Below are 22,774 nucleotides of genomic sequence, written 5' to 3'. Positions count from 1 at the left end.
GCGTTTAAAACAAGCTCCTGTGGCGAGGGGATTTATCCCCTCGCCACAGGAGGATCATCGCCTTGGGAAATCTGTGGGCCTACCGCGGCTCGATATGGGCAATCATCAACTGCACCGTTTCCTGGCCACGAAACTCGTTGAGATCGAGTTTGTAGGCCAACTCGACCCAGCGCACGGTCGGGTTCGGCCAGACGTCGCGGTCGATGCCAAAGGCGATGCCATCGAGCTTCACCGAACCGCACTCGCTCCTGAGTACCACCTTCAGGTGCCGTTCGCCCACCACCCGCTGCTCGACCAGCTGGAACACACCGTGGAACAACGGTTCCGGAAAATGCTGGCCCCAGGGGCCGGCATGGCGCAGGGCCCGGGCCAGTTCCAGATGGAATTCTTCCACCGCCAGGGTGCCATCCGACAACAGGCGCCCGGTCAGGTCCTCTTCACGCAACTGCCTGCGCACTTCCGCGTCGAAAGCCTCGGCGAACAACGGGAAATTCGCCTCCGGCAATGACAGCCCTGCCGCCATGGCATGACCGCCGTACTTGGTGATCAGGGTAGGATGCTGCGCGGCCACGACACTCAGGGCGTCGCGAATATGAAACCCCTGCACCGAACGGCCAGACCCCTTGAGCATGCCGTCTCCGGCATCGGCGAAGGCAATGGTCGGACGGAAGTAACGTTCTTTCATTCGGGAGGCAAGGATGCCGATGACACCCTGGTGCCACTGCGGATCGAACAGGCACAGACCGAACGGCATCGATTCAACCGGCAGCTCCTTGAGCTGGGCCAGCGCCTCACGCTGCATGCCCTGCTCGATGGATTTGCGATCCTGGTTCATGCCATCCAGCTGCGCGGCCATTTCCCGGGCCAGCGCCTCGTCGTCGGTGAGCAGGCATTCGATGCCCAGGCTCATGTCGTCCAGGCGTCCTGCCGCATTCAGACGCGGCCCCAGGATGAACCCGAGATCGGTCGAGGTAATGCGTGAGTGGTCACGCTTGGCAACTTCCAGAATGGCTTTGATGCCAGGGCGCGCGCGCCCGGCACGAATGCGTTCCAGGCCCTGATGCACGAGGATCCGGTTGTTGGCATCCAGGGGCACCACGTCTGCCACACTGCCCAGAGCCACCAGGTCCAGCAGTTCACCGATGTTCGGCTGAGGCTTGGTGGCATACCAACCCAAGCTGCGCAACCGCGCGCGCAGGGCCATCAGCACATAGAAAATCACCCCGACCCCCGCCAGCGCCTTGCTCGGGAATTCACAGCCCGGCTGGTTCGGATTGACGATGGCATCGGCCGCCGGCAACTCGGTGCCCGGCAAGTGGTGGTCGGTCACCAGTACCTTGAGCCCCGCCGCTTTCGCCGCCGCCACACCTTCCACGCTGGAAATGCCGTTGTCCACCGTGATCAACAGTTGCGGCTCGCGGGTCAGGGCGACTTCGACGATTTCCGGGGTCAGCCCGTAGCCGTATTCGAAGCGATTGGGCACCAGATAGTCGACATGGGCCGCCCCCAGCAGCCGCAGCCCCAACAGACCCACGGTACTGGCCGTTGCCCCGTCGGCATCGAAATCGCCAACGATCAGGATCCGTTGGCGCTGCTCCAGGGCCACTACCAGAAGATCCACCGCCGCATCGATGCCCTTGAGCTGCTGATAGGGAATCAGGCGCGCCAGACTCTTGTCCAGTTCGGCCTCGGACTGCACGCCACGCGCCGCATACAGGCGGGTCAGCAGGGGCGGCAGGTCACCGAGGAACGGCAGGGTGGCGGGGAGCTGGCGGGGTTCTATGCGCATGGGGTTACAGACATTCTTCTATGGGTCATTGAAACTATCGGCAAAAGAGCTGCATGTGGGCGCGAGCCTGCTCGCGATAGCGGTGTGTCAGTCTCTGAGTTGCGAGATGATCCACCGCTATCGCGAGCAGGCTCGCTCCCACAGGAATCAACCGCGCTCGCCCAGCAACCACTGCAGTTGAACTTCATGCTGGCCACGGTCGTCGGTCACGAACATTGTCCCTTCGCTGATCATGACATCCCACTTGATCACGCGGGGCATGTCCTGGGCCAGGGTTTCCAGCACATCCTGGGGCACAGCGGCGATGTTGACGTTCTTCAGGCCTTTCACCGCCGGGATCACCTTGCCTTCCCAGACCCGCAGGCTGCCATAGGCCAGCAGGCTGGTGCGCTCGGTACGGCGCGAGCACCAGGTCAGGCGATCAACGTCGGGCTGACCGACTTCGATCCAGTGCAGCACGCGGTCATCCAGACTTTTTTCCCACAGTGCAGGTTCATCGACATCTGACAGACCACGACCAAACGACAGCAGTTCGTTGTACCAGAGAGCGTAGGCCAGCAGCCGCACGGTCATGCGCTCCTCGGTTTCCGAAGGATGGCGGGCGATGGTCTGCTTCACATTCTCGTAGACATTGCGATCGAGGTCGGTGAGGTTCAGTTCAAACTTGTAGGTCGTGGACGGCTGGGCCATGAACGGGCTTCTTGATACGTGGAAAGGCGGCAAGTCTAACCGATGAAACGGCAAATCCACGAATTGCCGACCATCAACCTGCGGCGACTGACGCTGGCCTATGATAAAACGCTCTATTCGTTCCGTTTTGTCCTACAGGATCTTTCATGTCGCTCACAGCCAAACCCCTTGCCGGGGTCAAAGTCATCGAACTCGGCACCTTGATCGCCGGGCCTTTTGCCTCGCGGATCTGTGCCGAATTCGGTGCCGAAGTGGTCAAGGTCGAATCGCCCGACGGCGGTGACCCGCTGCGCAAGTGGCGCAAGTTGTATGAAGGCACCTCCCTGTGGTGGTTCGTCCAGGCGCGCAACAAGAAATCCCTGACCCTGAACCTGAAACACCCCGACGGGCTGGCGGTCCTGAAACAGCTGATTGGCGAAGCCGACATCCTGATCGAAAACTTTCGCCCCGGCGTACTGGAAAAGCTCGGCCTGGGCTGGGAGGTGCTGCACGCATTGAACCCGAAGCTGGTGATGGTGCGTCTCTCCGGGTTCGGCCAGACCGGGCCGATGAAGGATCAGCCCGGGTTCGGCGCAGTGGGCGAATCCATGGGCGGCCTGCGCTACATCACCGGATTCGAAGACCGCCCGCCAGTGCGCACCGGGATTTCCATCGGTGACTCCATCGCCGCCCTGTGGGGCGTGATCGGTGCATTGATGGCCCTGCGTCACCGCGAAGTCAACGGCGGCAGCGGACAAGTGGTGGACGTGGCATTGTACGAGGCGATATTCGCCATGATGGAAAGCATGGTGCCGGAATTCGACGTGTTCGGTTTCATCCGCGAGCGCACCGGCAATATCATGCCCGGCATCACGCCGTCGTCGATTCACACCAGCGCCGATGGCAAGCACGTGCAGATTGGCGCCAACGGCGACGCGATCTTCAAGCGTTTCATGCAGGTCATCGGTCGTGACGATTTGGCCAATGACCCGCAACTGGCCAGCAACGACGGCCGAGACAGCCGCCGCGAAGAGCTGTACGGCGTCATCGATCGCTGGGTCAACTCATTGCCGCTCGATACCGTCATCGAACAGTTGAACCGGGCCGAAGTGCCGGCCAGCCGAATCTTCAGCGCCGAAGACATGTTCAGCGATCCACAATTCCTGGCCCGTGAAATGTTCCTGCAAGCCAAGCTGCCGGACGGTAAGGCGTTCAAGATGCCAGGCATCGTACCGAAACTTTCCGACACGCCGGGCAGCGCCGAATGGGTCGGGCCAACGCTTGGGGAACACAACGCCCAGGTGCTCGGCGAGCTTGGCTACGATGCGCAGCAAATCGCTCGCCTGCGCACCGAGGGGGCGATTTAAAGGTGTCAAATCCTGAATACGCCCGCACCGTTTCAGCCAGGAACGCCTTGTGTCCTGGCAGTCGGACGTGGAAGGTTCGCTGAGGCGCTCCCACACGGAACGAAACGACAGGCAAAAAGAAACCCCGAGAAGTGGGGAGACGACTCGGGGTTAAACGTGACCATTCGAGGTCCGTGCAACAAGCGACAAGCACCGGAGCACAATGCTTGATCTTGTTGGTAAAAAGTCTGACTCACGGGACGGTAGGAAGGTTCCCACAACCTGCCATTCAATTCGCTGCGGTCATGACCTTGTCGCGAGCCACATTACGCAGTGCCGCGATCACACAAGGCTCCAAACGCCCCTCGGCGATCAGTACATCCCGATGCAGACCATCGACCACGTCCGTCAGTTGACGCTTGTCGGTCAACTGCGCCTGATTGAACACCCGCTCAACCATGATGGCTCCAGAAGCACTCTTCAGCGTCACCAGGCATTCGCCACCGGCGCCGGAGGGAGTCAGCGTGACCTGATACGGGCTCAAAGCCTCACCCAGCAATAGGCTGATACTTTCCATTCGATCACCCTTCAATAGTCCGAAAACAACTGCATGTGCACAGTAAGTGACCGTCGGCCGCAGCAGAAAGTTCGTCAGCGCACCGAACCGGCCTGTTCAACTGAGGATGCGCGTTCAATATGACAGGGAAAAAACAGCTTTTGCGGGAAGCCATTCTCATCGTGCGCGTGCATCAGGCCAGGATCCTTTGCGAACGCCGCCATCGCCGCCCGACATCGCTCCAGCCCCCCAGCAGACCACGCAACCGCCCATCGGCGCCGTAGAACGGCACCGACCAATGGTAGATATCCCGCAGTCCACTGTTGAACATCACTTGGCGGTCGCTGAAGCGGGACTGACCCGTTCGCAGCTGCTCCATCATCTCTCCATGCAGCAACTCGGCGGTGGTCGGCGGAAACGCGGGGGAGTCGGTCAAGCGTGTCCCTCGCAGCTTTTCAAAACGGGTCGCGAACTGTTCCTCATAGCTCTTGTTGCACATGAGCAGACGCCCTTCGAGATCACGGATGAAAATCGGATCGGGAATGGCGTCCATCAAGGCCTTCTGGAGCATCAATTGGTCGTTGAGGACCGCTTCGGCCTTGTGGCGCTGATCGATCTGTATCTGCAGACGTCGGCTCCACAGCAGCGACAGAAGGCCGGACACCCCGAGCACGACGACGCACCAGTAGCCCCATTGGGACACCCGCAGCCAAAGCGACGGCGCCTTGCTGGGGACGACACCCGCCATCCACTTGGAACGCAGGGCACGCATTTCCTCGGCCGGAAACACTTCCAGTGCCTTGTTCAGGATACTCAGCAGCGGCAGTAGATCCTGACGTACAGCCAGATAGTCTGGCTCCCACTTACCATCAAGAGTTTTTCCTACCTTCAACTGTCCCGCAGGATAGAGATGCACTCCGGTTTCGTTTTCGATGGTGGCATGGGCCTCCCCACTTTCCACCAGCGCCCTCGCCTCTGCATAGGTTTTGACCGTGCGCAGCTCGACAGTGGGGTGGTCACGACGGATCTCCGTCTCCAATGCATGCCGTGCCGGCAGTGCCAGGACCTTCCCCCTCAGTTGTTCCAGCGAATGGAGCGCCGGCTCTCCGTCGCGACCGACGAATACCCAGCCGGAACCGCCAAATGCGTGACTGAAGTTGAGGAAGTCCCGACGCTCATCGTTCATCGCCATGGTGGTCGTCATGTCAGCCTCGCCCCGCTCCAGCATCGCCAGCAACTGGTCGGGGGAGAACGACTCCCGGTGCACGAACTCGAGACCCGTCATCCGTGCAATGCGCAGGAGAATGTCGTTGTTCAGTCCGTTCCACTGCCCACGTTCATTCTTGAACAGGTACAACGGAAACTGCATCGAGGCCACGACGACCCTGGGGTGCTCCTCGATCCACTGCAATTCCTGCGCGTCCAGCACCAGCCGCTCGCCAGACTGGAACGGCGGCGCGTCAAAGGCTGCCAACTGTGCCGCGCCACCCCACTGCATCCAGCAGATCAGGGCCAGCCCTGCCATCCAGCTCAACGCTGGTTTGCATTTGATAAAAAACAACATCTGCATTTCCTTCGAGATGACTCGCCCGTCCCTCCAAGGGGCGAAAACCCGATCAGTTTGGCATGCAGAAACAAGAAAGCCCGTCAGGAGACGGGCTTCAAAATGTGACAGGTTTCAGCGATCAGAGAGGCTTGCCACGGTTGCCATGCTGACTGACAAAGGCCTGTACGGCTTTGAGGTCATTAGGCAGCACCGTGCAGCGCTCTTCTCGCTCAAACAAATCCGAAAGATGTGCAGGTAGTTCAAGCGCTTTTCCTACACCAGCTTTCTCCACCGCTTCCGGGAACTTGACCGGGTGAGCGGTTCCCAGAATCACCATGGGGATGTCCAGGCTGCGGCGGCACTCACGGGCAGCCCTCACGCCGATGGCAGTGTGCGGGTCAAGTAACTCGCCGCTCTGCTCGAACACCTCGGCAATGGTTTCGCAGGTTTGCGCGTCGTCCACCGCCAGGGAGTCGAACAGCTTGCGGGCTTCGGTCCAGCGCTCGGCCTCGACACTGAAACCGCCACCCTGGCGGAAACTGTCCATCAGCCCGGCAATCGCCGCGCCGTTGCGACCATGCAGGTCGAACAGCAGGCGCTCGAAGTTCGACGACACCATGATGTCCATGGAGGGCGACAGCGTGGCGTGCAGGGTTTCCTTGACGTACTGGTTGCCGCTCATGAAGCGGTGCAGGATGTCGTTGCGGTTGGTGGCGACGATCAGTTGATTGATCGGCAGGCCCATGTTGCGCGCCAGGTAGCCGGCGAAGATGTCACCGAAGTTGCCGGTAGGCACCGAGAACGACACCGAACGTGCCGGACCGCCCAACTGCAGGGCCGCGTGGAAGTAATAAACGATCTGGGCCATGATCCGCGCCCAGTTGATCGAGTTCACTGCCACCAGCCGCGTGCCCTTGAGGAAGCCCTGGTCGGCGAAACTGGCCTTGACCATTTCCTGGCAGTCATCGAAGTTGCCTTCAATGGCGATGTTGTGGATGTTATCGCCGAAGATCGTCGTCATCTGCCGGCGCTGCACTTCCGAGACACGGTTGTGCGGATGCAGGATGAAGATGTCGACGTTCTCGCAGTGCTTGCAGCCTTCGATGGCGGCCGAACCGGTGTCGCCGGAAGTAGCACCGACAATGACCACGCGCTCGCCACGCTTGTGCAGCACGTAGTCCAGCAGACGACCGAGCAATTGCAGAGCGAAATCCTTGAATGCCAGGGTCGGGCCGTGGAACAGCTCCATTACCCACTCGTTACCGTTGAGCTGACGCAGCGGGGCAATGGCGTTGTGGGAAAAGACGCCATAGGTCTCTTCCAGGATCTTTTTGAAGTCGGCGTCCGGGATACTGCCGGTGACGAACGGACGCATGACGCGGAAGGCCAGCTCGTGATACGGCAGGCCGGCCCAGGAGGCGATTTCTTCCTGGGTGAAACGCGGCAGGTTTTCCGGCACATAGAGGCCGCCGTCCGTGGCCAGGCCGGCCAGCAGGACATCTTCGAAATTCAGGGCCGGTGCCTGGCCGCGGGTGCTGATATAGCGCATGGGGGCAAACCTTTGGTTTGAGCTTCGAGCGTCAAGCTGCAAGCTACAAGTAGAAGCCGATCCGCTTTCAACCTGTAGCTTGTGACTTGCCGCTTGCAGCTGAATTAATTCAGATGTTCAACGCGGATACGGACCACAGGGCCTACCACGTCCTGGAGCGCTTCCAGCGCTGCAATCGCGTCGTTGATACGCTGCTCGACCACGCGGTGGGTCAGCAGAATCATCGGCACCAGGCCGTCGTGTTCCTCGACTTCCTTCTGCATGATCGACTCGATGTTGATGCCGCGCTCCGACAGGATGCTCGCCACCTGGGCCAGTACGCCCGGATGGTCCTTGGCCTGGATGCGCAAGTAGTAAGCACTTTCGCACGCTTCGATCGGAAGAATCGGATGCGCCGACAGCGAGTCCGGCTGAAACGCCAGGTGCGGCACACGGTTCTCCGGATCCGACGTCATGGCACGCACCACGTCCACCAGGTCGGCCACGACCGATGAAGCGGTCGGTTCCATGCCAGCGCCGGCGCCGTAGAACAGGGTCGATCCAGAGGCGTCACCGTTGACCATGACGGCGTTCATCACACCGTTGACGTTGGCTATCAGGCGGTCGGCCGGGATCAGGGTCGGATGCACGCGCAGCTCGATGCCGCTGGCGGTGCTGCGGGCAACCCCCAGGTGTTTGATGCGGTAGCCCAGGGCTTCGGCGTAGTTCACATCAGCAGTGGTCAGCTTGGTGATGCCTTCGGTGTAGGCCTTGTCGAACTGCAGCGGGATACCAAAGGCGATGGACGCCAGGATCGTCAGCTTGTGCGCCGCATCGATGCCTTCCACGTCAAACGTCGGATCGGCCTCGGCGTAACCCAGGGCCTGGGCTTCGCAGAGCACGTCCTCGAAGGTCCGGCCCTTCTCGCGCATTTCGGTGAGGATGAAGTTACCAGTGCCGTTGATGATACCGGCGACCCAATTGATGCGGTTGGCCGACAGGCCTTCACGGATGGCCTTGATCACCGGGATACCACCAGCCACGGCGGCTTCGAACGCCACGATCACGCCCTTTTCACGGGCCTTGGCGAAAATTTCGTTACCGTGCACGGCGATCAGCGCCTTGTTGGCGGTGACCACGTGCTTGCCGTTCTCGATGGCCTTGAGCACCAGCTCACGGGCCACGGTATAGCCGCCCATCAGCTCGATGACGATATCGACCTCAGGGTTGGCCGCCACGGCGAATACATCGTTGGTAATCGAAATACCGGTCGTCTGGAACTGAGGCTTTGGCGTACGCATGGCAATTTGTGCCACTTCGATTCCACGCCCGGCACGGCGGGCAATCTCCTCGGCGTTACGCTGAAGTACGTTGAAGGTGCCGCCACCGACGGTACCTAACCCACAGATGCCTACTTTGACCGGATTCACTCTTGACTCCCCATGAAACGGCCGACGCAAGGTCGGCCGTGAAATACAGCCGCGCAGCAACGCGGCTCTGCGTTTAACGGCCCGGCGAAGGTTTTCGCCGAGCCATGCTCTTCATCAGCATATTGCCCATGATTATTTCGCGCCGAGGGCCAGTTTGGCGACTTGCGGCGCCGGCTGGTAGCCCGGAATTACCTGACCATCTGCCAAAACAATTGCCGGCGTACCGTTCACGCCTATTGACTGCCCCAGGGCAAACTGCTTGGAGACCGGGTTCTCGCACTTGGCGGCCTTGATCTCCTTGCCATCGACCATCTTGTCCATGGCTGCTTTCTTGTCCTTGGAGCACCACACGGCCTGCAACTGCTCGTCGCCCGGCGAGCCCAGGCCCTGGCGTGGAAACGCGACGTAGCGCACTTCGATGCCTCGCTTGTTCAGCTCCGGCACTTCGGCGTGCAGCTTGTGGCAGTACGGGCACGTAGTGTCGGTGAACACCGTGATATGGGATTTGGTTTCACCCACAGCCGGGTAGACCACGGTTTCGGCAACCGGAATACCGTTGATCAGCTTGGAAACGCCCTGGCGCTCGGTCAGCTCGGTGAGGTTGACCGGCTTACCGTCCTTGAGCTCGAACAGGTTGCCCTGGACGATGTACTGACCGTCGGCGCTGGCGTAGAGCACGCGGCTGCCTTTGAGCTTGACTTCATACAGGCCGGCCATCGGGCTGGCAGAAATGGCTTCGATCGGTACTTCGAGCTGAAGGTTTTCCAGGCTCTTGCGAATAGCCTTGTCCGCCGCGTCGTCGGCAATGGCAAAGGTGCTGGCCAACGCAATGGCAGCGGCGGTGAACATCTGGATCAAACGCATGGGAACTCCTGAGGCAAACAAATGGGACGAGAAACGCCAACCCGCAGATCCGGTTCCGGCCGCCCACTGTGCAAACCGGTCAAGCCTACCACATAAGGCTGGCGGGGCCGAATGCCGCTGACGCAAGACATTGGCGGTGCATTTTTTGTGGGAGCGGGCTTGTGGGAGCAAGGCTTGCCCGCGATGAACGATAACGCTGCTCATCCGATGCATCGCGGCGCGGCCATCGCGGGCAAGCCTTGCTCCCACAGCGGATCTCGGCGGACCATCGAAGCGATGGAGACCCCATAGCGCTGTGGGGCGGTGCATCTCTCCCTCAGCCGCGTGGATGATGCTTGGCATGCAGATCCTGCAAGCGCGCCCGGGCGACATGGGTGTAGATCTGGGTGGTGGACAGGTCGCTGTGGCCCAACAGCATCTGCACCACCCGCAGGTCGGCTCCATGGTTGAGCAGGTGCGTGGCGAAGGCATGACGCAAGGTGTGGGGCGAGAGGGATTTGCCGATCCCGGCGACCTTGGCCTGATGCTTGATACGGTGCCAGAACGTCTGGCGGGTCATCTGATCGCCGTTACGACTCGGGAACAATACGTCGCTGGGGCGCCCTCCCAGCAGTTCATGGCGACCGTCCCGCAGGTAGCGCTCGACCCAGACGATGGCTTCCTCGCCCATTGGCACCAGACGCTCCTTGCTGCCCTTGCCCATCACCCGCAAGACACCCTGGCGCAGGTTCACCTGCTCCAGTGTCAGGCTGATCAACTCGGTGACGCGCAGGCCGCAGGCGTACAGGACCTCCAGCATGGCCCGATCGCGCTGGCCGATGGCTTCGCTGAGGTCCGGTGCCGCCAATAGCGCCTCCACATCGGCTTCGGACAGGGATTTGGGCAGCGGGCGCCCCAACTGTGGCATCTCCACCCGCAAGGTCGGATCCACCGCGATCAGTTTTTCCCGCAGCAAGTAACGATAGAACCCACGCACGCCGGAGAGAAATCGCGCGGTCGAGCGCGGCTTGTAGTTCTGTTCCAGGCGCCACGCCAAGTGATCGAGGATCAGCTCACGTCCGGCATTGGCCAGTTCCAGGTTTTTCTCCTGCAACCAGCCGTTGAACAGTGCCAGGTCGCTGCGGTAGGCGTCACGGGTATTGTCGGAAAGCCCTTTCTCCAGCCACAGGGCGTCGAGAAACTGGTCTATCAGCGGATGATCGATGGCTGGCATAAACACTCTTGGTGGATGCGTATGAACGCTGCATCCGTGCGATAGAGAAAGTATGCAGGGTGCTCAAAGAGCAAATCGCAGGCAACAAAAAAGCAGCCCTCAGGCTGCTTTTTTTGCATCGGAAGCTGGACTCAGGCCAGTTTTTCCTTGATGCGAGCTGCTTTACCGGACAGGTCACGCAGGTAGTACAGCTTGGCTTTACGTACGTCACCGCGACGCTTCACAGCCATGCTGTCGATTTGCGGGCTGTAGGTCTGGAAAGTACGCTCTACGCCAACACCGTTGGAGATTTTACGAACGGTGAAAGCACTGTTCACGCCACGGTTACGCTTGGCGATAACGACGCCTTCGAACGCTTGCAGACGGGAACGGTCACCTTCCTTCACTTTCACCTGAACGACAATGGTGTCGCCCGGGGCAAAGGTAGGGATTTCTTTGGTCATCTGCTCTGCTTCGAGTGCAAGGATGATTTTGTTAGTCATGCTGTGCTCCTAAGGCAAGTCTCGGACTTACCATCGATACGTTGTTAACTATCGTCCCGCTCGCGGATGTATTCCTCGAGCAGCTTCTTCTCTTCTCCAGAAAGCGAGCGGCTTTCCAGAAGATCGGCGCGTCGTTCCCAGGTCCGACCAAGGGACTGCTGTAAACGCCAACGCCGGATGTGCGCGTGGTTGCCACTTAGCAACACGTCGGGAACACGCTGATCCGCATACACCTCCGGTCGGGTGTAGTGCGGGCAATCCAGCAGACCATCCGTAAAGGAATCTTCCTCAGCGGAATCTGCATGCCCTAAAGCTCCAGGCAGCAGTCGTGTAACCGCATCGATCAGGACCATCGCCGGCAGCTCGCCGCCAGACAGTACATAGTCGCCAACCGACCACTCTTCATCGACATGAGCTTCAATAAAACGCTCGTCAATGCCTTCATAACGACCGGCAATCAGGATCAATGCATCCGAATTCGCCAGTTCGCGTACCGCCGACTGAGTCAGCTGACGGCCTTGGGGCGACAGGTAGATCACCTTCGCACCCTCCCCGGCTGCCGCTCTGGCCTGAACCAGTGCATCTTCCAGGGGCTTGATCTTCATCACCATGCCCGGACCACCGCCAAACGGGCGATCGTCCACAGTGTGATGCCGATCCGTGGTGTAGTCCCGCGGATTCCAACAGGTCAGCTGCAACAGCTCCTGTTTCACCGCGCGGCTGGTTATGCCGTACTCGCTGATGGCGGAAAACATCTCGGGAAACAATGTGATGACTTCAACGCGCAAATTGGCCACGTTCAGAAATCCGCATCCCATTCCACCTTCATCTCGCCTGCCTCCAGGTCAACGGCCAACACGCACTGCCCGGTATAGGGCAACAGGCGTTCGCGATCATCCAGGCTGCCGACGCAAGGCTTTACCACCATGACATCGTTCGAACCGGTCTCGAGCAGGTGATCGATTTTCCCGAGCAATTGCCCGAGGTGGTCGATGACCTTCAGACCCACCAGCTGGTACCAGTAGTACTCGCCGTCGGTCAGTTCAGGGAACAGGTTGCGCGGCACGCAGATCTCATAACCGGCCAGAAGACGCGCTTCTTCACGATCATCGAGACCCTTGAGCTTTGCGACCAGGAACTTGTCGTTCCCGCGTCCGCTGACCAGCTCAACCTGTTTCACGCTGCCTTCGCGCTTGAGCGTCCAGGCTTTGTAGTCCAACAGGTTCTTGATCGGATCAGTAAAGGAATAAACCTTCACTTCGCCGCGAACGCCATGTACTGAATAGATTTTGCCGACAACGATCAGATCATCAGCATCTTTTGGCGTCGCGTTCATATTGCTCAGGCCGCAGCCTTAGCCGATTCCTTCAACAACTGAGCAACGCGCTCAGAAGGTTGTGCACCAACGCTCAGCCAGTAGGCAACGCGCTCTTGGTTCACGGACAGACGAACTTCCTGACCACGGGCGATAGGGTTGAAGAAACCAACCTGCTCTTTGTGGGAACCGTCACGCGGGTTGCGGCTGTCGGTTACGGTCAGGTGGTAAAACGGGCGCTTTTTGGAGCCGCCAAGGGCAAGACGGATTGTTAGCATGTGAACATCGTTCCTGTAGTCGGTGCTGCAAATCTAAATGCACAGCGGGCATGGGTGCCCGAAAGGCCGCATATTCTAAGGAATATCCAGACTTTTGCAAATGACTTTTTCCGGCGAGTGCCGGCCTGCCATTCAGATCTGCGACGATCAGCGCCCGCGGAAGACGGGTTGGCTGGAGATCCCACGTCCCCGTGGGCTGCACCGGCATGATTGCCGGTGCCTGGATTCTTACATCTTGGGCATGCCGCCACCGGGCAGCATTCCGCCCATGCCGCGCATCATCTTGGCCATCCCACCCTTGGTGGAGAACTTCTTCATCATCTTCTGCATCTGCTTGTGCTGCTTGATCAAGCGACCAATGTCCTGCACCTGAGTGCCGGAACCCATGGCGATGCGGCGCTTGCGCGAACCACTGATCAGGTCAGGGTCACGACGTTCGGCCGGGGTCATGGAGTTGATGATGGCTTCCATCTGCTTGAACTGCTTTTCAGCCGCGCCTTGGGCGTTACCCATCTGCGCCAGGTTCACGCCGCCGATGTTCGGCAGCTTGTCCATGAGCCCGCCGAGGCCGCCCATGTTTTTCATCTGTTGCAACTGATCGCGGAAGTCTTCGAGATCGAAGCCCTTGCCCTTCTTCAGCTTCTTCGCAAGCTTGTCGGCTTTTTCCTTGTCGAGGGTCTGCTCGGCCTGCTCGATCAGGCTGAGCACGTCACCCATGCCCAGGATGCGCGACGCGATGCGCTCAGGGTGGAACGGCTCGAGCGCTTCGCTCTTCTCGCCCATACCGATGAACTTGATCGGCTTGCCGGTGATGGCCCGTACCGACAGCGCGGCACCGCCACGGGCGTCACCGTCGACCTTGGTCAGGATCACGCCGGTCAACGGCAGCGCATCGCCGAACGCCTTGGCGGTATTGGCCGCGTCCTGACCGGTCATGGCATCGACCACGAACAGGGTTTCCACCGGATTGACCGCGGCATGCAGCGCCTTGATCTCACCCATCATCTCTTCATCGATGTGCAGGCGACCGGCGGTGTCGACGATGACCACGTCGATGAACTTGAGCTTCGCTTCCTTGATGGCCGCCTGGGCGATGTCCACCGGCTTCTGGCTCAGGTCGGACGGGAAGAATGTCACGCCGATGTCGTTGGCCAGGGTTTCCAGCTGTTTGATCGCCGCCGGACGGTAGACGTCCGCGGACACCACCATGACCGACTTCTTCTTGCGCTCCTTGAGCAGGCGCGCCAGCTTGCCGGCAGTGGTGGTCTTGCCCGCGCCCTGCAGACCGGCCATCAGCACCACGGCTGGCGGTACGGCGCTCAGGTTCAGGTCTTCGTTGGCGGCGCCCATCAGGCTTTCGAGTTCGGCCTGGACGATCTTCACGAACGCCTGGCCCGGCGTCAGGCTGCGCGACACTTCGGTGCCGACGGCGCGTTCCTTGACCGAATTGACGAAGTCCTTGACCACCGGCAGGGCGACGTCGGCTTCGAGCAACGCCATGCGCACTTCGCGCAGGGTGTCTTTGATGTTGTCCTCGGTCAGCTTCGCCTTGCCAGTGACATGGCGCAGCGTCTGCGAGAGACGGTCGGTTAGGTTTTCAAACATGCGCGATCCTTTCAGGCCCGTATGAGGCCGGGATAATGGCGGCCCAGACCGTGAAAAATGTGCTCGGCGAGCCTGCGGCGTGGGCAGGTCGCGGATTATAGCGAAGAAGCGTGCCGCGTACACCTCGCGGCGGTCTTTCGTGCAGGATGGGTTCTATGCCAAACTCAGCGTCTTTCGGGCTTGCCTAACAGGATTTATGCTCCCCTTGTCACCCAGCTTGCTTGCCTCCCTCGCCGCCGCTTGCCTTTATGCCGCTGCGACCCTCTATCAAGGCACCCGCCTGGCCACCGGTGCCAAGGCGAACAAACGCCTGCTGGTCACGCTCGGCGTGCTGGCGGTGCTTGGCCACGCGGCCAGCCTTTTTACCCACCTGATGACACCGATCGGCCTGGGCCTGGACTTTTTCAACGCCGCCAGCCTGATCGCCGTCGCAGTGATCGCCCTGACGCTGCTGGCCTGCTCGCGTATCCCGGTGGAAAACCTGCTGGTGCTGCTCTTCCCCCTGGGGCTGGCAACGGTGCTGCTGTCGCAGTTCGCGCCATCGGGCACGGTGCAGGTCATCGACGAAGAACCGGGTATCCTCGCCCACATCCTGCTGTCGGTGCTCGCCTATGGCCTGTTCACCATCGCGGTGTTCCAGGCCTTGCTACTGCTGGTGCAAGACCACCAACTCAAGAACAAGCACCCGTCCGGACTGATCCGCAACTTCCCTCCACTGCAGACCATGGAAAGCCTGCTGTTCGGCTTCCTCTGGGCCGGATGGGCCCTGCTGTCGATGTCACTGATCTCCGGCTGGCTGTTCGTCGAGAACCTGTTCGCCCAGCATCTGGTGCACAAAACCCTGCTGGCCTGCCTGGCATGGGTAGTGTTCAGCGTGTTGCTGTGGGGCCGCAACCGTCTTGGCTGGCGCGGTCATAAAGCCATTCGCTGGACCCTGGCCGGTTTCTGCCTGCTGATGCTGGCGTACTTCGGCAGCAAACTGGTCCGTGAATACATCCTGCATATCTGACGGACGGCGCTGATGGATAGGTTGCCCGCGGGGCCGCTGCTCGCTGTACTGGTCTTGCTGATTCTCTGGGCGGCCCTGTTTACCGCCATCGAAGCCGCCCGGCACCACCTGCTGGCCCAGCGCAAGGCTTCACGCGCCGGCGACAAGCCGCTGGCGAAGCTGGACTTCCCCCTGACCAGCCTGATTCTGTGCAACACCCTGTGTCGCGCCCTGGCGCTGGTGATCGGCACCTTGCTGGCGATCTTCACCTGGCTGGAAAACGGCCCGTGGATCGCCTGGCTCGCCATCAGCGCCGCGCTGCTGGTGTTCGCCGACTACCTGCCGCGCACCCTGGCCAGCCGTTACCCTGACGCGATCCTGACGCTGGGCAATACCCTGCTTGGCGTACCACTGAAACTGCTTTATCCCCTCGCCTGGCTGTTGAATGGCCTGAGCGAGTTGCTGCTGCGACCCTTTATCCGCAAGACCAGTGCCGTCCAGCAAAGCGACGACGAAATGCCCGCACCCGCGCGCGTCGAGCATGAGCATGAACAGAGCACCGGGCGGCCACATCCGGTTTCCGGCATCCACGCCCTCGACAACATCACCGTCAACGACATCCTGGTACCCCGCAGCGAGGTCGACGGCATCAACCTCGATGACCCCATCGGGGATATCATCGAACAGCTGCTCCTGAATCGCCGGACCCGGCTGCCAGTGTTCCACAGCGATATCAACCAGGTCGAAGCGGTGCTCAATACCCGCCAGATCCGCCATCTGCTGGCGGACGCGAGCCTGACCCAGGAGGCGCTGCTGGCTGCCTGCCATGAACCTTACTTCGTGCCCGAAAGTACACCGCTGCAACTGCAACTGCTGAATTTCCACAAGCAGCAACGGCGCCTGGGCATGGTGGTGGACGAATACGGCGAAGTGCTGGGTATCGTCACCCTGGAAGACATCCTCGAAGAAATCGTCGGCGAATTCGAAAGCGAACACAGCCTCGACAACCCTCACGTCCATCCGCAGCCTGACGGGCGCCTGATGATCGATGGCGCGGCGTCGATCCGTGAACTGAACAAGACCCTTGGCTGGCACCTGCCCTGCGACGGGCCCAAGACCCTCAACGGATTGGTGACCGAAGCGCTGGAAACCATTCCCGAAAGCCCGGTCTGTCTGAAAATCGGCCGTTATCGCCTGGAAATCATCGAGACCGTGGACAACCGCGTCAGCCAGGTGCTGGCGTGGCATAACAGTTCGGTGCCGACAGCTTCCTAGCGTACGCAACACCCTGTGGGAGCAAGGCTTGCCCGCGAAGGCCCCGCCGCAGTGCAACAGTTAGAACCGCGTTATCGTTCATCGCGGGCAAGCCTTGCTTCCACAGTTCGATCCCATAGTGCCCTTGCACCAGCACGGAGCAGCAAAATAGTCGTCTTCAACCATAATAATTCGCTCCAACGGAGCACATGACTGTCAGGGATAACTGCATGACCTCCACGACCTGCAACGACGCCGCGCTTGCCCAGCCGACGAACTCCACCACCCGCGTGGCAACCGCGAGCTTCATCGGTACCGCCATCGAGTTCTATGACTTCTACGTCTACGCCACGGCTGCGGCCCTGGTGATCGGGCCGGTGTTCTTTCCACAGACGTCAGGCACGGCACAGATGCTGTCGTCCTTCCTGACATTCGGCATTGCCTTTCTCGCCCGTCCGCTGGGTTCGGCGCTGTTCGGCCATTTTGGCGACCGGATCGGCCGCAAGTCCACGCTGGTGGCCTCGCTGCTGCTGATGGGCATCTGCACCACCCTCATCGGCGTACTGCCCGGGTATGCCAGCATTGGCGCCTGGGCACCGTTCCTGCTGTGCCTGCTGCGTTTCGGTCAGGGGCTGGGGCTGGGCGGTGAATGGGGTGGCGCCGCGCTGCTCGCCACCGAGAACGCCCCCAAGGGCAAGCGTGCCTGGTTCGGCATGTTCCCCCAACTGGGCCCATCCATTGGCTTCCTGGCGGCCAATGGGCTGTTCCTGACCCTGGCGATGAGCCTGGACGACGAGCAGTTCCGCTCCTGGGGGTGGCGGATTCCGTTCCTGCTCAGCGCCGTGCTGGTGATCATCGGCCTCTACGTGCGGCTCAAACTCCATGAAACCCCGGTCTTCGCCAATGCCGTGGCCCGTCAGGAGCGAGTGAAAGTGCCGCTGGTCGAGCTGTTCAGCCAGTATTGGGCGCCTACATTGCTGGGCGCAGCGGCGATGGTGGTGTGTTATGCGTTGTTCTACATCTCCACGGTGTTCTCCCTGAGCTACGGCGTCGCCACCCTCGGCTACAGCCGCGAGACCTTCCTTGCCCTGTTGTGTTTTGCCGTGCTGTTCATGGCCGCCGCCACACCGTTGTCAGCCTGGGCCAGCGACCGCTTCGGACGCAAGCCGGTGCTGGTCACCGGTGGCGTACTGGCAATTGCCTCGGGCTTTCTCATGGAGCCATTGCTGACCCAAGGCTCGAGCTCAGGCGTGGCGCTGTTCCTGTGCATCGAATTGTTCCTGATGGGCGTGACCTTCGCCCCCATGGGTGCCTTGCTGCCGGAGCTCTTTCCAACCCACGTACGTTATACAGGCGCGTCGGCCGCCTATAACCTGGGCGGCATCGTCGGCGCCTCGGCCGCCCCGTTCTTTGCCCAGAAACTGGTGGCCATGGGCGGCTTGAGCTATGTCGGCGGCTACGTATCGGCTGCCGCTGTACTCAGCGTGATCGCGGTGCTGTGCCTGAAGGAAACCCGCCATAACGATTTGAATCGGGTTGCCTGAAGCCAACGAACATACGATCCACTGTGGCGGGGGAGCTTGCGCCCTCGCCGCAGCACCTGTCACGACGCTGAACAACACGCCATGAAATAGCCGCTAACAATCGCCTACCATTGAAACCACCCCCCACCTGCCCCATCTAAGCTCCATACTCCATTGCGCAGGTGCCCCATGAGCGACCAGCACTCTACAGAAGCCACGAACGAATACGCTGACCCCGAACATATCGAGCACACCGCCTCCGGCACCGGCTTGGCCCTGCCCGGCCAGAACCTGCCGGACAAGGTCTATATCATCCCCATCCACAATCGCCCGTTCTTCCCGGCCCAGGTGCTGCCGGTTATCGTCAATGAAGAACCCTGGGCCGAAACCCTGGAACTGGTGGCCAAGTCCGAACATCATTCCCTGGCACTGTTCTTCATGGATACGCCCCAGGAAGACCCGCGCCATTTTGATACGTCGGCGCTTCCGCTGTACGGCACACTGGTCAAGGTGCACCACGCCAGTCGCGAGGCGGGTAAATTGCAGTTTGTTGCCCAAGGTCTGACCCGCGTGCGCATCCGCACCTGGCTCAAGCACCATCGGCCACCGTACCTGGTGGAAGTCGAATACCCGCACCAGCCGAGCGAGCCGACCGACGAGGTCAAGGCCTATGGCATGGCACTGATCAATGCGATCAAGGAACTGCTGCCGCTCAACCCGCTGTACAGTGAAGAGCTGAAGAACTACCTCAACCGCTTCAGCCCCAACGATCCGTCGCCACTGACGGATTTTGCCGCCGCACTCACCTCCGCCACCGGCAGTGAGCTGCAGGAAGTGCTCGATTGCGTGCCGATGCTCAAGCGCATGGAGAAAGTGCTGCCGATGCTGCGCAAGGAAGTGGAAGTCGCGCGGCTGCAGAAAGAGATCTCGGCGGAGGTCAACAGCAAGATCGGCGAACATCAGCGCCAGTTCTTCCTCAAGGAACAGCTCAAGGTCATTCAGCAGGAGCTGGGGTTGACCAAGGATGATCGCAGCGCCGACCTCGAACAGTTCGAGCAGCGACTGGAGGGCAAGGTGTTGCCGGCCCAGGCCCAGAAGCGTATCGAAGAGGAAATGAACAAGCTCTCCATCCTGGAAACCGGTTCGCCGGAATATGCCGTCACCCGTAATTATCTGGATTGGGCCACCTCGGTGCCATGGGGCGTGTACGGCCAGGACAAACTCGACCTCAAGCACGCGCGCAAGGTGCTCGACCAGCACCACGCCGGCCTGGACGACATCAAGGACCGCATCCTCGAATTCCTCGCCGTGGGTGCCTATAAAGGCGAGATCAGCGGCTCCATCGTGCTGCTCGTGGGCCCGCCGGGCGTGGGCAAGACCAGCGTGGGCAAGTCCATTGCCGAATCCCTCGGCCGGCCGTTCTACCGTTTCAGCGTCGGCGGCATGCGCGACGAAGCCGAGATCAAGGGGCACCGGCGCACCTACATCGGTGCCCAGCCGGGCAAACTGGTACAGGCGCTCAAAGATGTCGAAGTAATGAACCCGGTGATCATGCTCGACGAGATCGACAAGATGGGTCAGAGCTACCAGGGCGATCCGGCCTCGGCCTTGCTGGAAACCCTCGACCCGGAGCAGAACGTCGAGTTTCTCGATCACTACCTGGACATGCGCCTGGACCTGTCCAAAGTGCTCTTCGTGTGCACCGCCAACACCCTGGACTCGATCCCCGGCCCGCTGCTGGACCGGATGGAAGTGATTCGCCTGTCGGGCTACATCACCGAAGAAAAGATCGCCATCGCCAAGCGCCACCTGTGGCCCAAGCAACTGGCCAAGGCCGGGGTGTCCAAGGGCAGCCTGAGCATCAGTGACAGCGCCTTGAAGGCGTTGATCGACGGCTACGCCCGCGAAGCCGGGGTACGGCAGCTGGAGAAGCAACTGGGCAAACTGGTGCGCAAGGCGGTGATGAAGCTGATCGACGATCCAAAGGCGGTGATCAAGCTTGGGCCTAAAGACCTTGAGGCTTCCCTGGGCAAACCGGTGTTCCGCAACGAGCAGGTGCTGTCCGGGGTCGGCGTGATTACCGGCCTGGCCTGGACCAGTATGGGCGGAGCCACCCTGCCGATCGAAGCGACGCGCATCCACACCCACAATCGCGGTTTCAAGCTCACCGGGCAACTGGGTGACGTGATGAAGGAGTCGGCGGAAATCGCCCACAGCTATGTCAGTTCGCACCTGAAGCAGTTCGGTGGCGATCCGAAGTTCTTCGACGAGGCCTTTGTCCACCTGCACGTGCCGGAAGGCGCCACGCCCAAGGACGGCCCGAGCGCCGGGGTGACCATGGCCAGCGCCCTGCTGTCCCTGGCCCGCAACCAGCCACCGAAAAAAGGCGTCGCCATGACCGGAGAACTGACCCTTACCGGGTACGTGCTACCGATTGGCGGGGTCCGTGAGAAGGTCATTGCGGCGCGCCGGCAGAAAATCCTCGAACTGATCCTGCCGGAAGCCAACCGGGGCAACTTCGAAGAGCTGCCGGAGTATCTGAAGGAAGGCATCACAGTGCACTTTGCCAAGCGCTTTGCGGATGTGGCGAAGGTGTTGTTCTGAAGGTTATGTAGCGCCTGCCCTGGCCCCATCGCGGGCGAGCCTTGCTCCCACAGGGGGTGGGTGTTGTTCACAGAAATTGTGATCCACACCCTGTTCTGTGGGAGTAAGGCTTGCCCGCGATGATGTCACCAGCAACAACCCATGCCCACCTGACACACCCCGTAGCATCTCGGTTATGCTCCCCATTCGTCGTGAATGCCGGAGTCCCCATGTCCCTCACCCGCCTGCTTGTCCCCGTCAGCCTTGCCCTGCTGAGCGCTTGCGCCACGCAACCGAAAAACAACGTGACCGTGGAAAAACTCAGCGAATGCCCGGTGCGGCTCAACAACGGGCAGAACATGATCCTCAGCTTGCCCAGCAACCCCACCACCGGGTACCGCTGGGCCATCCAGGACTCGGCGGGCGGCGTGTTGAAAGCGCTGGGCCCCGAGGTCTACCGCAATCCGGAAGACGCCGGCATCGTCGGTGCCGCTGGCGTGTCGACCTGGCGCTTCCAGGCATTCGCCACCGGCACCGGCCGGTTGCGCCTGACTTATCAACAGCCCTGGGCCCCCGAAGTACCGCCCGTGGAAACCTTCGACTGTGCCATTGCGGTGAAGTGAGAATGGCCCGGCCGCCCTCGCGCTGATGGGGGCGGCCGGCTTCACGATGCGGCGCCGCGTCTTGTTCAAAAAACGTATTTCAGCCCGATGGTCGTCATGACGCTGGAGCTTTCGATGCCTGCGGAGTCGGTGTAGCTATCGCGGTAGTTATCGGAACGATTCTTGACGGTAAGGCTGCCTTTTTTATTCCGTGTGCGACTCCACGTGCTCTCCACGAAAATATTCGTGTTGGCGGTCATGTCATAGCCCAACTTTCCTCCCAACGAATAATACTGTTGATGCTTTGTTTTGCCGACAAACGTCTTATCGGCCAGGTAGTGCTCATCAATGTCAGTGGCAGAAGCCCAGCGACTGTACTTGAACACCCCCTCCATATCGAAACGCTTGTATCGATAGCTGCCGACCAATCCAACATACGGGGTTTTAAAGTGCTGTTTGTAGCCAATAATCGTTACGTCCGCTGGGAACTCGCCAGTGTATGCACCTCTGTTGTAACTAAAGGATCCCCCCTTGGAGGTAAAGCTGAAGCGGCGTTCCTGGTACCCAGCCATCAGGCCCAGGCGATAAGCAGGTTCGTTCAATAGCCACCCCTTGAGATTGAGATCGAATTCGTTGGCATACCTCAGGGTCGTGTCGGGGTGAACGCTACGGTCTGTCCATTGGCTCTGGGAGGCATCGACCCAGTCATCGTCATTCATATAACCGTCTGTGCTGGTGATGGTCGTCCAGCCCGACGCCCCTAGTGACATCCAAGGCAGCACGTTCCAATCGAGAGAGCCTTTGATGACCGCAGCATTGTTGTACTTCCAGTCGAGCTGGCTGATCCTCCTCCCGCCCTCCTCGGGCGCGTAGACCCGCTCGTGGGTCTGACCACTCAGAACGCCTGCATTGATAGCGAGAGCAACTTTCTCGTCTGTGTACAAGTGCTCCGCGCTGTCCGCAGCGACCGGAAATGCAACCGTCGCGATTGTTGCAAATATAAAAAATCGTATTTGCCCAGCAGCTTTTATCCCTTGCACAAACATTTATAACTTCCCTGATGGATTGGCGTAAATTCAACAGTTCCTTACAGTGCATGGGTATATCCACACCAGCAGGCGCCTTTGAAGTTGCGCTTTTTATATCAACGCATCTTTATTCAGCAAGAAACGAATCGAAAACACCGCTAAACAAAATGTGCCT

20 protein-coding genes are annotated in these 22,774 nt (G+C 60.3%); 6 read left to right on the top strand and 14 right to left on the bottom strand.

All coding sequences use genetic code 11. The annotated features are described in order from the left end of the window. Positions 1 to 79: 79 nt before the first annotated feature. Together recJ and AD665_RS15260 are read right to left on the bottom strand one after the other, a co-directional pair. Positions 80 to 1,789 (bottom strand): single-stranded-DNA-specific exonuclease RecJ, encoded by a 1,710-nt coding sequence (recJ, locus tag AD665_RS15265; RefSeq protein ID WP_053192677.1) that lies wholly within the window; start codon positions 1,787 to 1,789, stop codon positions 80 to 82. A 147-nt stretch (positions 1,790 to 1,936) separates the two neighbouring features. After that, on the bottom strand, positions 1,937 to 2,479 hold the full coding sequence (locus tag AD665_RS15260; protein ID WP_024778953.1) for a YaeQ family protein: 543 nt from the start codon (positions 2,477 to 2,479) through the stop codon (positions 1,937 to 1,939). A 146-nt stretch (positions 2,480 to 2,625) separates the two neighbouring features. Here AD665_RS15260 and AD665_RS15255 point away from each other — a divergent pair, with 146 nt between their 5' ends. Continuing rightward, positions 2,626 to 3,825, top strand: a complete 1,200-nt coding sequence (locus AD665_RS15255; RefSeq protein WP_053192674.1) for a CaiB/BaiF CoA transferase family protein — start codon at positions 2,626 to 2,628, stop codon at positions 3,823 to 3,825. 268 nt (positions 3,826 to 4,093) lie between these two features. Here the strand turns inward: AD665_RS15255 and AD665_RS15250 are convergent, their stop codons facing one another. The 11 genes from AD665_RS15250 to ffh all read right to left on the bottom strand — a co-directional run bounded on the left by AD665_RS15250 (position 4,094) and on the right by ffh (position 14,621). Next, positions 4,094 to 4,381 (bottom strand): DUF3509 domain-containing protein, encoded by a 288-nt coding sequence (locus AD665_RS15250; protein WP_053192672.1) that lies wholly within the window; start codon positions 4,379 to 4,381, stop codon positions 4,094 to 4,096. A gap of 172 nt (positions 4,382 to 4,553) precedes the next feature. After that, on the bottom strand, positions 4,554 to 5,924 hold the full coding sequence (locus AD665_RS15245) for a transporter substrate-binding domain-containing protein (RefSeq protein ID WP_024778950.1): 1,371 nt from the start codon (positions 5,922 to 5,924) through the stop codon (positions 4,554 to 4,556). A 121-nt stretch (positions 5,925 to 6,045) separates the two neighbouring features. Then, positions 6,046 to 7,455, bottom strand: a complete 1,410-nt coding sequence (gene thrC / locus AD665_RS15240; protein ID WP_024778949.1) for a threonine synthase — start codon at positions 7,453 to 7,455, stop codon at positions 6,046 to 6,048. A 104-nt stretch (positions 7,456 to 7,559) separates the two neighbouring features. Then, on the bottom strand, positions 7,560 to 8,864 hold the full coding sequence (locus AD665_RS15235; RefSeq protein WP_024778948.1) for a homoserine dehydrogenase: 1,305 nt from the start codon (positions 8,862 to 8,864) through the stop codon (positions 7,560 to 7,562). 132 nt (positions 8,865 to 8,996) lie between these two features. Continuing rightward, positions 8,997 to 9,728 (bottom strand): DsbC family protein, encoded by a 732-nt coding sequence (locus AD665_RS15230; protein WP_024778947.1) that lies wholly within the window; start codon positions 9,726 to 9,728, stop codon positions 8,997 to 8,999. A gap of 316 nt (positions 9,729 to 10,044) precedes the next feature. Continuing rightward, the gene (xerD, locus tag AD665_RS15220) at positions 10,045 to 10,941 is read right to left on the bottom strand and encodes a site-specific tyrosine recombinase XerD (RefSeq protein WP_024778945.1); all 897 of its coding nucleotides are present in this window, start codon (positions 10,939 to 10,941) and stop codon (positions 10,045 to 10,047) included. Positions 10,942 to 11,072: 131 nt separating this feature from the next. Then, the gene (rplS, locus tag AD665_RS15215; protein WP_003175895.1) at positions 11,073 to 11,423 is read right to left on the bottom strand and encodes a 50S ribosomal protein L19; all 351 of its coding nucleotides are present in this window, start codon (positions 11,421 to 11,423) and stop codon (positions 11,073 to 11,075) included. A 44-nt stretch (positions 11,424 to 11,467) separates the two neighbouring features. Beyond that, positions 11,468 to 12,241 carry a tRNA (guanosine(37)-N1)-methyltransferase TrmD gene (trmD, locus tag AD665_RS15210; RefSeq protein ID WP_173668653.1) on the bottom strand — a complete coding sequence of 258 codons (774 nt, stop codon included), beginning with the start codon at positions 12,239 to 12,241 and terminating at the stop codon, positions 11,468 to 11,470. Further along, complete coding sequence (gene rimM / locus AD665_RS15205) at positions 12,223 to 12,759, bottom strand: ribosome maturation factor RimM (RefSeq protein ID WP_024778943.1); 537 nt, start codon at positions 12,757 to 12,759, stop codon at positions 12,223 to 12,225. The genes trmD and rimM overlap by 19 nt, the downstream gene beginning before the upstream one ends. 5 nt (positions 12,760 to 12,764) lie before the next feature. Next, entirely contained in the window at positions 12,765 to 13,016 is a 252-nt protein-coding gene (gene rpsP / locus AD665_RS15200) for a 30S ribosomal protein S16 (protein WP_007927680.1), read from the bottom strand. Between the two features lie 228 nt (positions 13,017 to 13,244). Further along, positions 13,245 to 14,621 (bottom strand): signal recognition particle protein, encoded by a 1,377-nt coding sequence (ffh, locus tag AD665_RS15195; protein ID WP_024778942.1) that lies wholly within the window; start codon positions 14,619 to 14,621, stop codon positions 13,245 to 13,247. Positions 14,622 to 14,817: 196 nt separating this feature from the next. On the opposite strand from ffh, the gene AD665_RS15190 reads away from it, so the two are divergent. From AD665_RS15190 to AD665_RS15170, 5 genes are all read left to right on the top strand, one after another. Next, positions 14,818 to 15,630, top strand: coding sequence for a cytochrome C assembly family protein (locus AD665_RS15190; protein WP_024778941.1), 813 nt, complete (start codon positions 14,818 to 14,820; stop codon positions 15,628 to 15,630). Between the two features lie 12 nt (positions 15,631 to 15,642). Then, on the top strand, positions 15,643 to 16,884 hold the full coding sequence (locus AD665_RS15185) for a CNNM domain-containing protein (protein ID WP_024778940.1): 1,242 nt from the start codon (positions 15,643 to 15,645) through the stop codon (positions 16,882 to 16,884). 209 nt (positions 16,885 to 17,093) lie between these two features. Next, positions 17,094 to 18,407: an MFS transporter gene (locus AD665_RS15180; RefSeq protein ID WP_024778939.1), complete on the top strand. Its 1,314-nt coding sequence runs from the start codon at positions 17,094 to 17,096 to the stop codon at positions 18,405 to 18,407. A gap of 168 nt (positions 18,408 to 18,575) precedes the next feature. After that, positions 18,576 to 20,990: an endopeptidase La gene (gene lon, locus AD665_RS15175; RefSeq protein ID WP_024778938.1), complete on the top strand. Its 2,415-nt coding sequence runs from the start codon at positions 18,576 to 18,578 to the stop codon at positions 20,988 to 20,990. 209 nt (positions 20,991 to 21,199) lie between these two features. After that, positions 21,200 to 21,592 (top strand): protease inhibitor I42 family protein, encoded by a 393-nt coding sequence (locus tag AD665_RS15170; protein WP_024778937.1) that lies wholly within the window; start codon positions 21,200 to 21,202, stop codon positions 21,590 to 21,592. Between the two features lie 65 nt (positions 21,593 to 21,657). Here the strand turns inward: AD665_RS15170 and AD665_RS15165 are convergent, their stop codons facing one another. Further along, the gene (locus AD665_RS15165; protein WP_122319493.1) at positions 21,658 to 22,617 is read right to left on the bottom strand and encodes an omptin family outer membrane protease; all 960 of its coding nucleotides are present in this window, start codon (positions 22,615 to 22,617) and stop codon (positions 21,658 to 21,660) included. Positions 22,618 to 22,774 lie beyond the last annotated feature (157 nt).

It is taken from the genome of Pseudomonas corrugata (genome assembly GCF_001269905.1).
GTDB lineage: Bacteria > Pseudomonadota > Gammaproteobacteria > Pseudomonadales > Pseudomonadaceae > Aquipseudomonas > Aquipseudomonas corrugata.
Note: the sequence above shows the minus strand (reverse complement) of the source record. Positions and strands in the feature narration are given on the sequence as shown.

What these genes read in the sequence shown, in the direction of transcription:
- AD665_RS15170 (WP_024778937.1), top strand. Translation starts at nt 21,200, where the DNA reads ATGTCCCTCACCCGCCTGCTTGTCCCCGTCAGCCTTGCCCTGCTGAGC.
- AD665_RS15230 (WP_024778947.1), bottom strand. Translation starts at nt 9,728, where the DNA reads ATGCGTTTGATCCAGATGTTCACCGCCGCTGCCATTGCGTTGGCCAGC.
- AD665_RS15245 (WP_024778950.1), bottom strand. Translation starts at nt 5,924, where the DNA reads ATGTTGTTTTTTATCAAATGCAAACCAGCGTTGAGCTGGATGGCAGGG.
- AD665_RS15255 (WP_053192674.1), top strand. Translation starts at nt 2,626, where the DNA reads ATGTCGCTCACAGCCAAACCCCTTGCCGGGGTCAAAGTCATCGAACTC.
- AD665_RS15180 (WP_024778939.1), top strand. Translation starts at nt 17,094, where the DNA reads ATGACCTCCACGACCTGCAACGACGCCGCGCTTGCCCAGCCGACGAAC.
- AD665_RS15190 (WP_024778941.1), top strand. Translation starts at nt 14,818, where the DNA reads ATGCTCCCCTTGTCACCCAGCTTGCTTGCCTCCCTCGCCGCCGCTTGC.
- rimM (WP_024778943.1), bottom strand. Translation starts at nt 12,759, where the DNA reads ATGAACGCGACGCCAAAAGATGCTGATGATCTGATCGTTGTCGGCAAA.
- lon (WP_024778938.1), top strand. Translation starts at nt 18,576, where the DNA reads ATGAGCGACCAGCACTCTACAGAAGCCACGAACGAATACGCTGACCCC.
- recJ (WP_053192677.1), bottom strand. Translation starts at nt 1,789, where the DNA reads ATGCGCATAGAACCCCGCCAGCTCCCCGCCACCCTGCCGTTCCTCGGT.
- thrC (WP_024778949.1), bottom strand. Translation starts at nt 7,455, where the DNA reads ATGCGCTATATCAGCACCCGCGGCCAGGCACCGGCCCTGAATTTCGAA.
- AD665_RS15260 (WP_024778953.1), bottom strand. Translation starts at nt 2,479, where the DNA reads ATGGCCCAGCCGTCCACGACCTACAAGTTTGAACTGAACCTCACCGAC.
- rplS (WP_003175895.1), bottom strand. Translation starts at nt 11,423, where the DNA reads ATGACTAACAAAATCATCCTTGCACTCGAAGCAGAGCAGATGACCAAA.
- AD665_RS15165 (WP_122319493.1), bottom strand. Translation starts at nt 22,617, where the DNA reads ATGTTTGTGCAAGGGATAAAAGCTGCTGGGCAAATACGATTTTTTATA.
- rpsP (WP_007927680.1), bottom strand. Translation starts at nt 13,016, where the DNA reads ATGCTAACAATCCGTCTTGCCCTTGGCGGCTCCAAAAAGCGCCCGTTT.
- AD665_RS15185 (WP_024778940.1), top strand. Translation starts at nt 15,643, where the DNA reads ATGGATAGGTTGCCCGCGGGGCCGCTGCTCGCTGTACTGGTCTTGCTG.
- trmD (WP_173668653.1), bottom strand. Translation starts at nt 12,241, where the DNA reads ATGGGATGCGGATTTCTGAACGTGGCCAATTTGCGCGTTGAAGTCATC.
- AD665_RS15250 (WP_053192672.1), bottom strand. Translation starts at nt 4,381, where the DNA reads ATGGAAAGTATCAGCCTATTGCTGGGTGAGGCTTTGAGCCCGTATCAG.
- xerD (WP_024778945.1), bottom strand. Translation starts at nt 10,941, where the DNA reads ATGCCAGCCATCGATCATCCGCTGATAGACCAGTTTCTCGACGCCCTG.
- ffh (WP_024778942.1), bottom strand. Translation starts at nt 14,621, where the DNA reads ATGTTTGAAAACCTAACCGACCGTCTCTCGCAGACGCTGCGCCATGTC.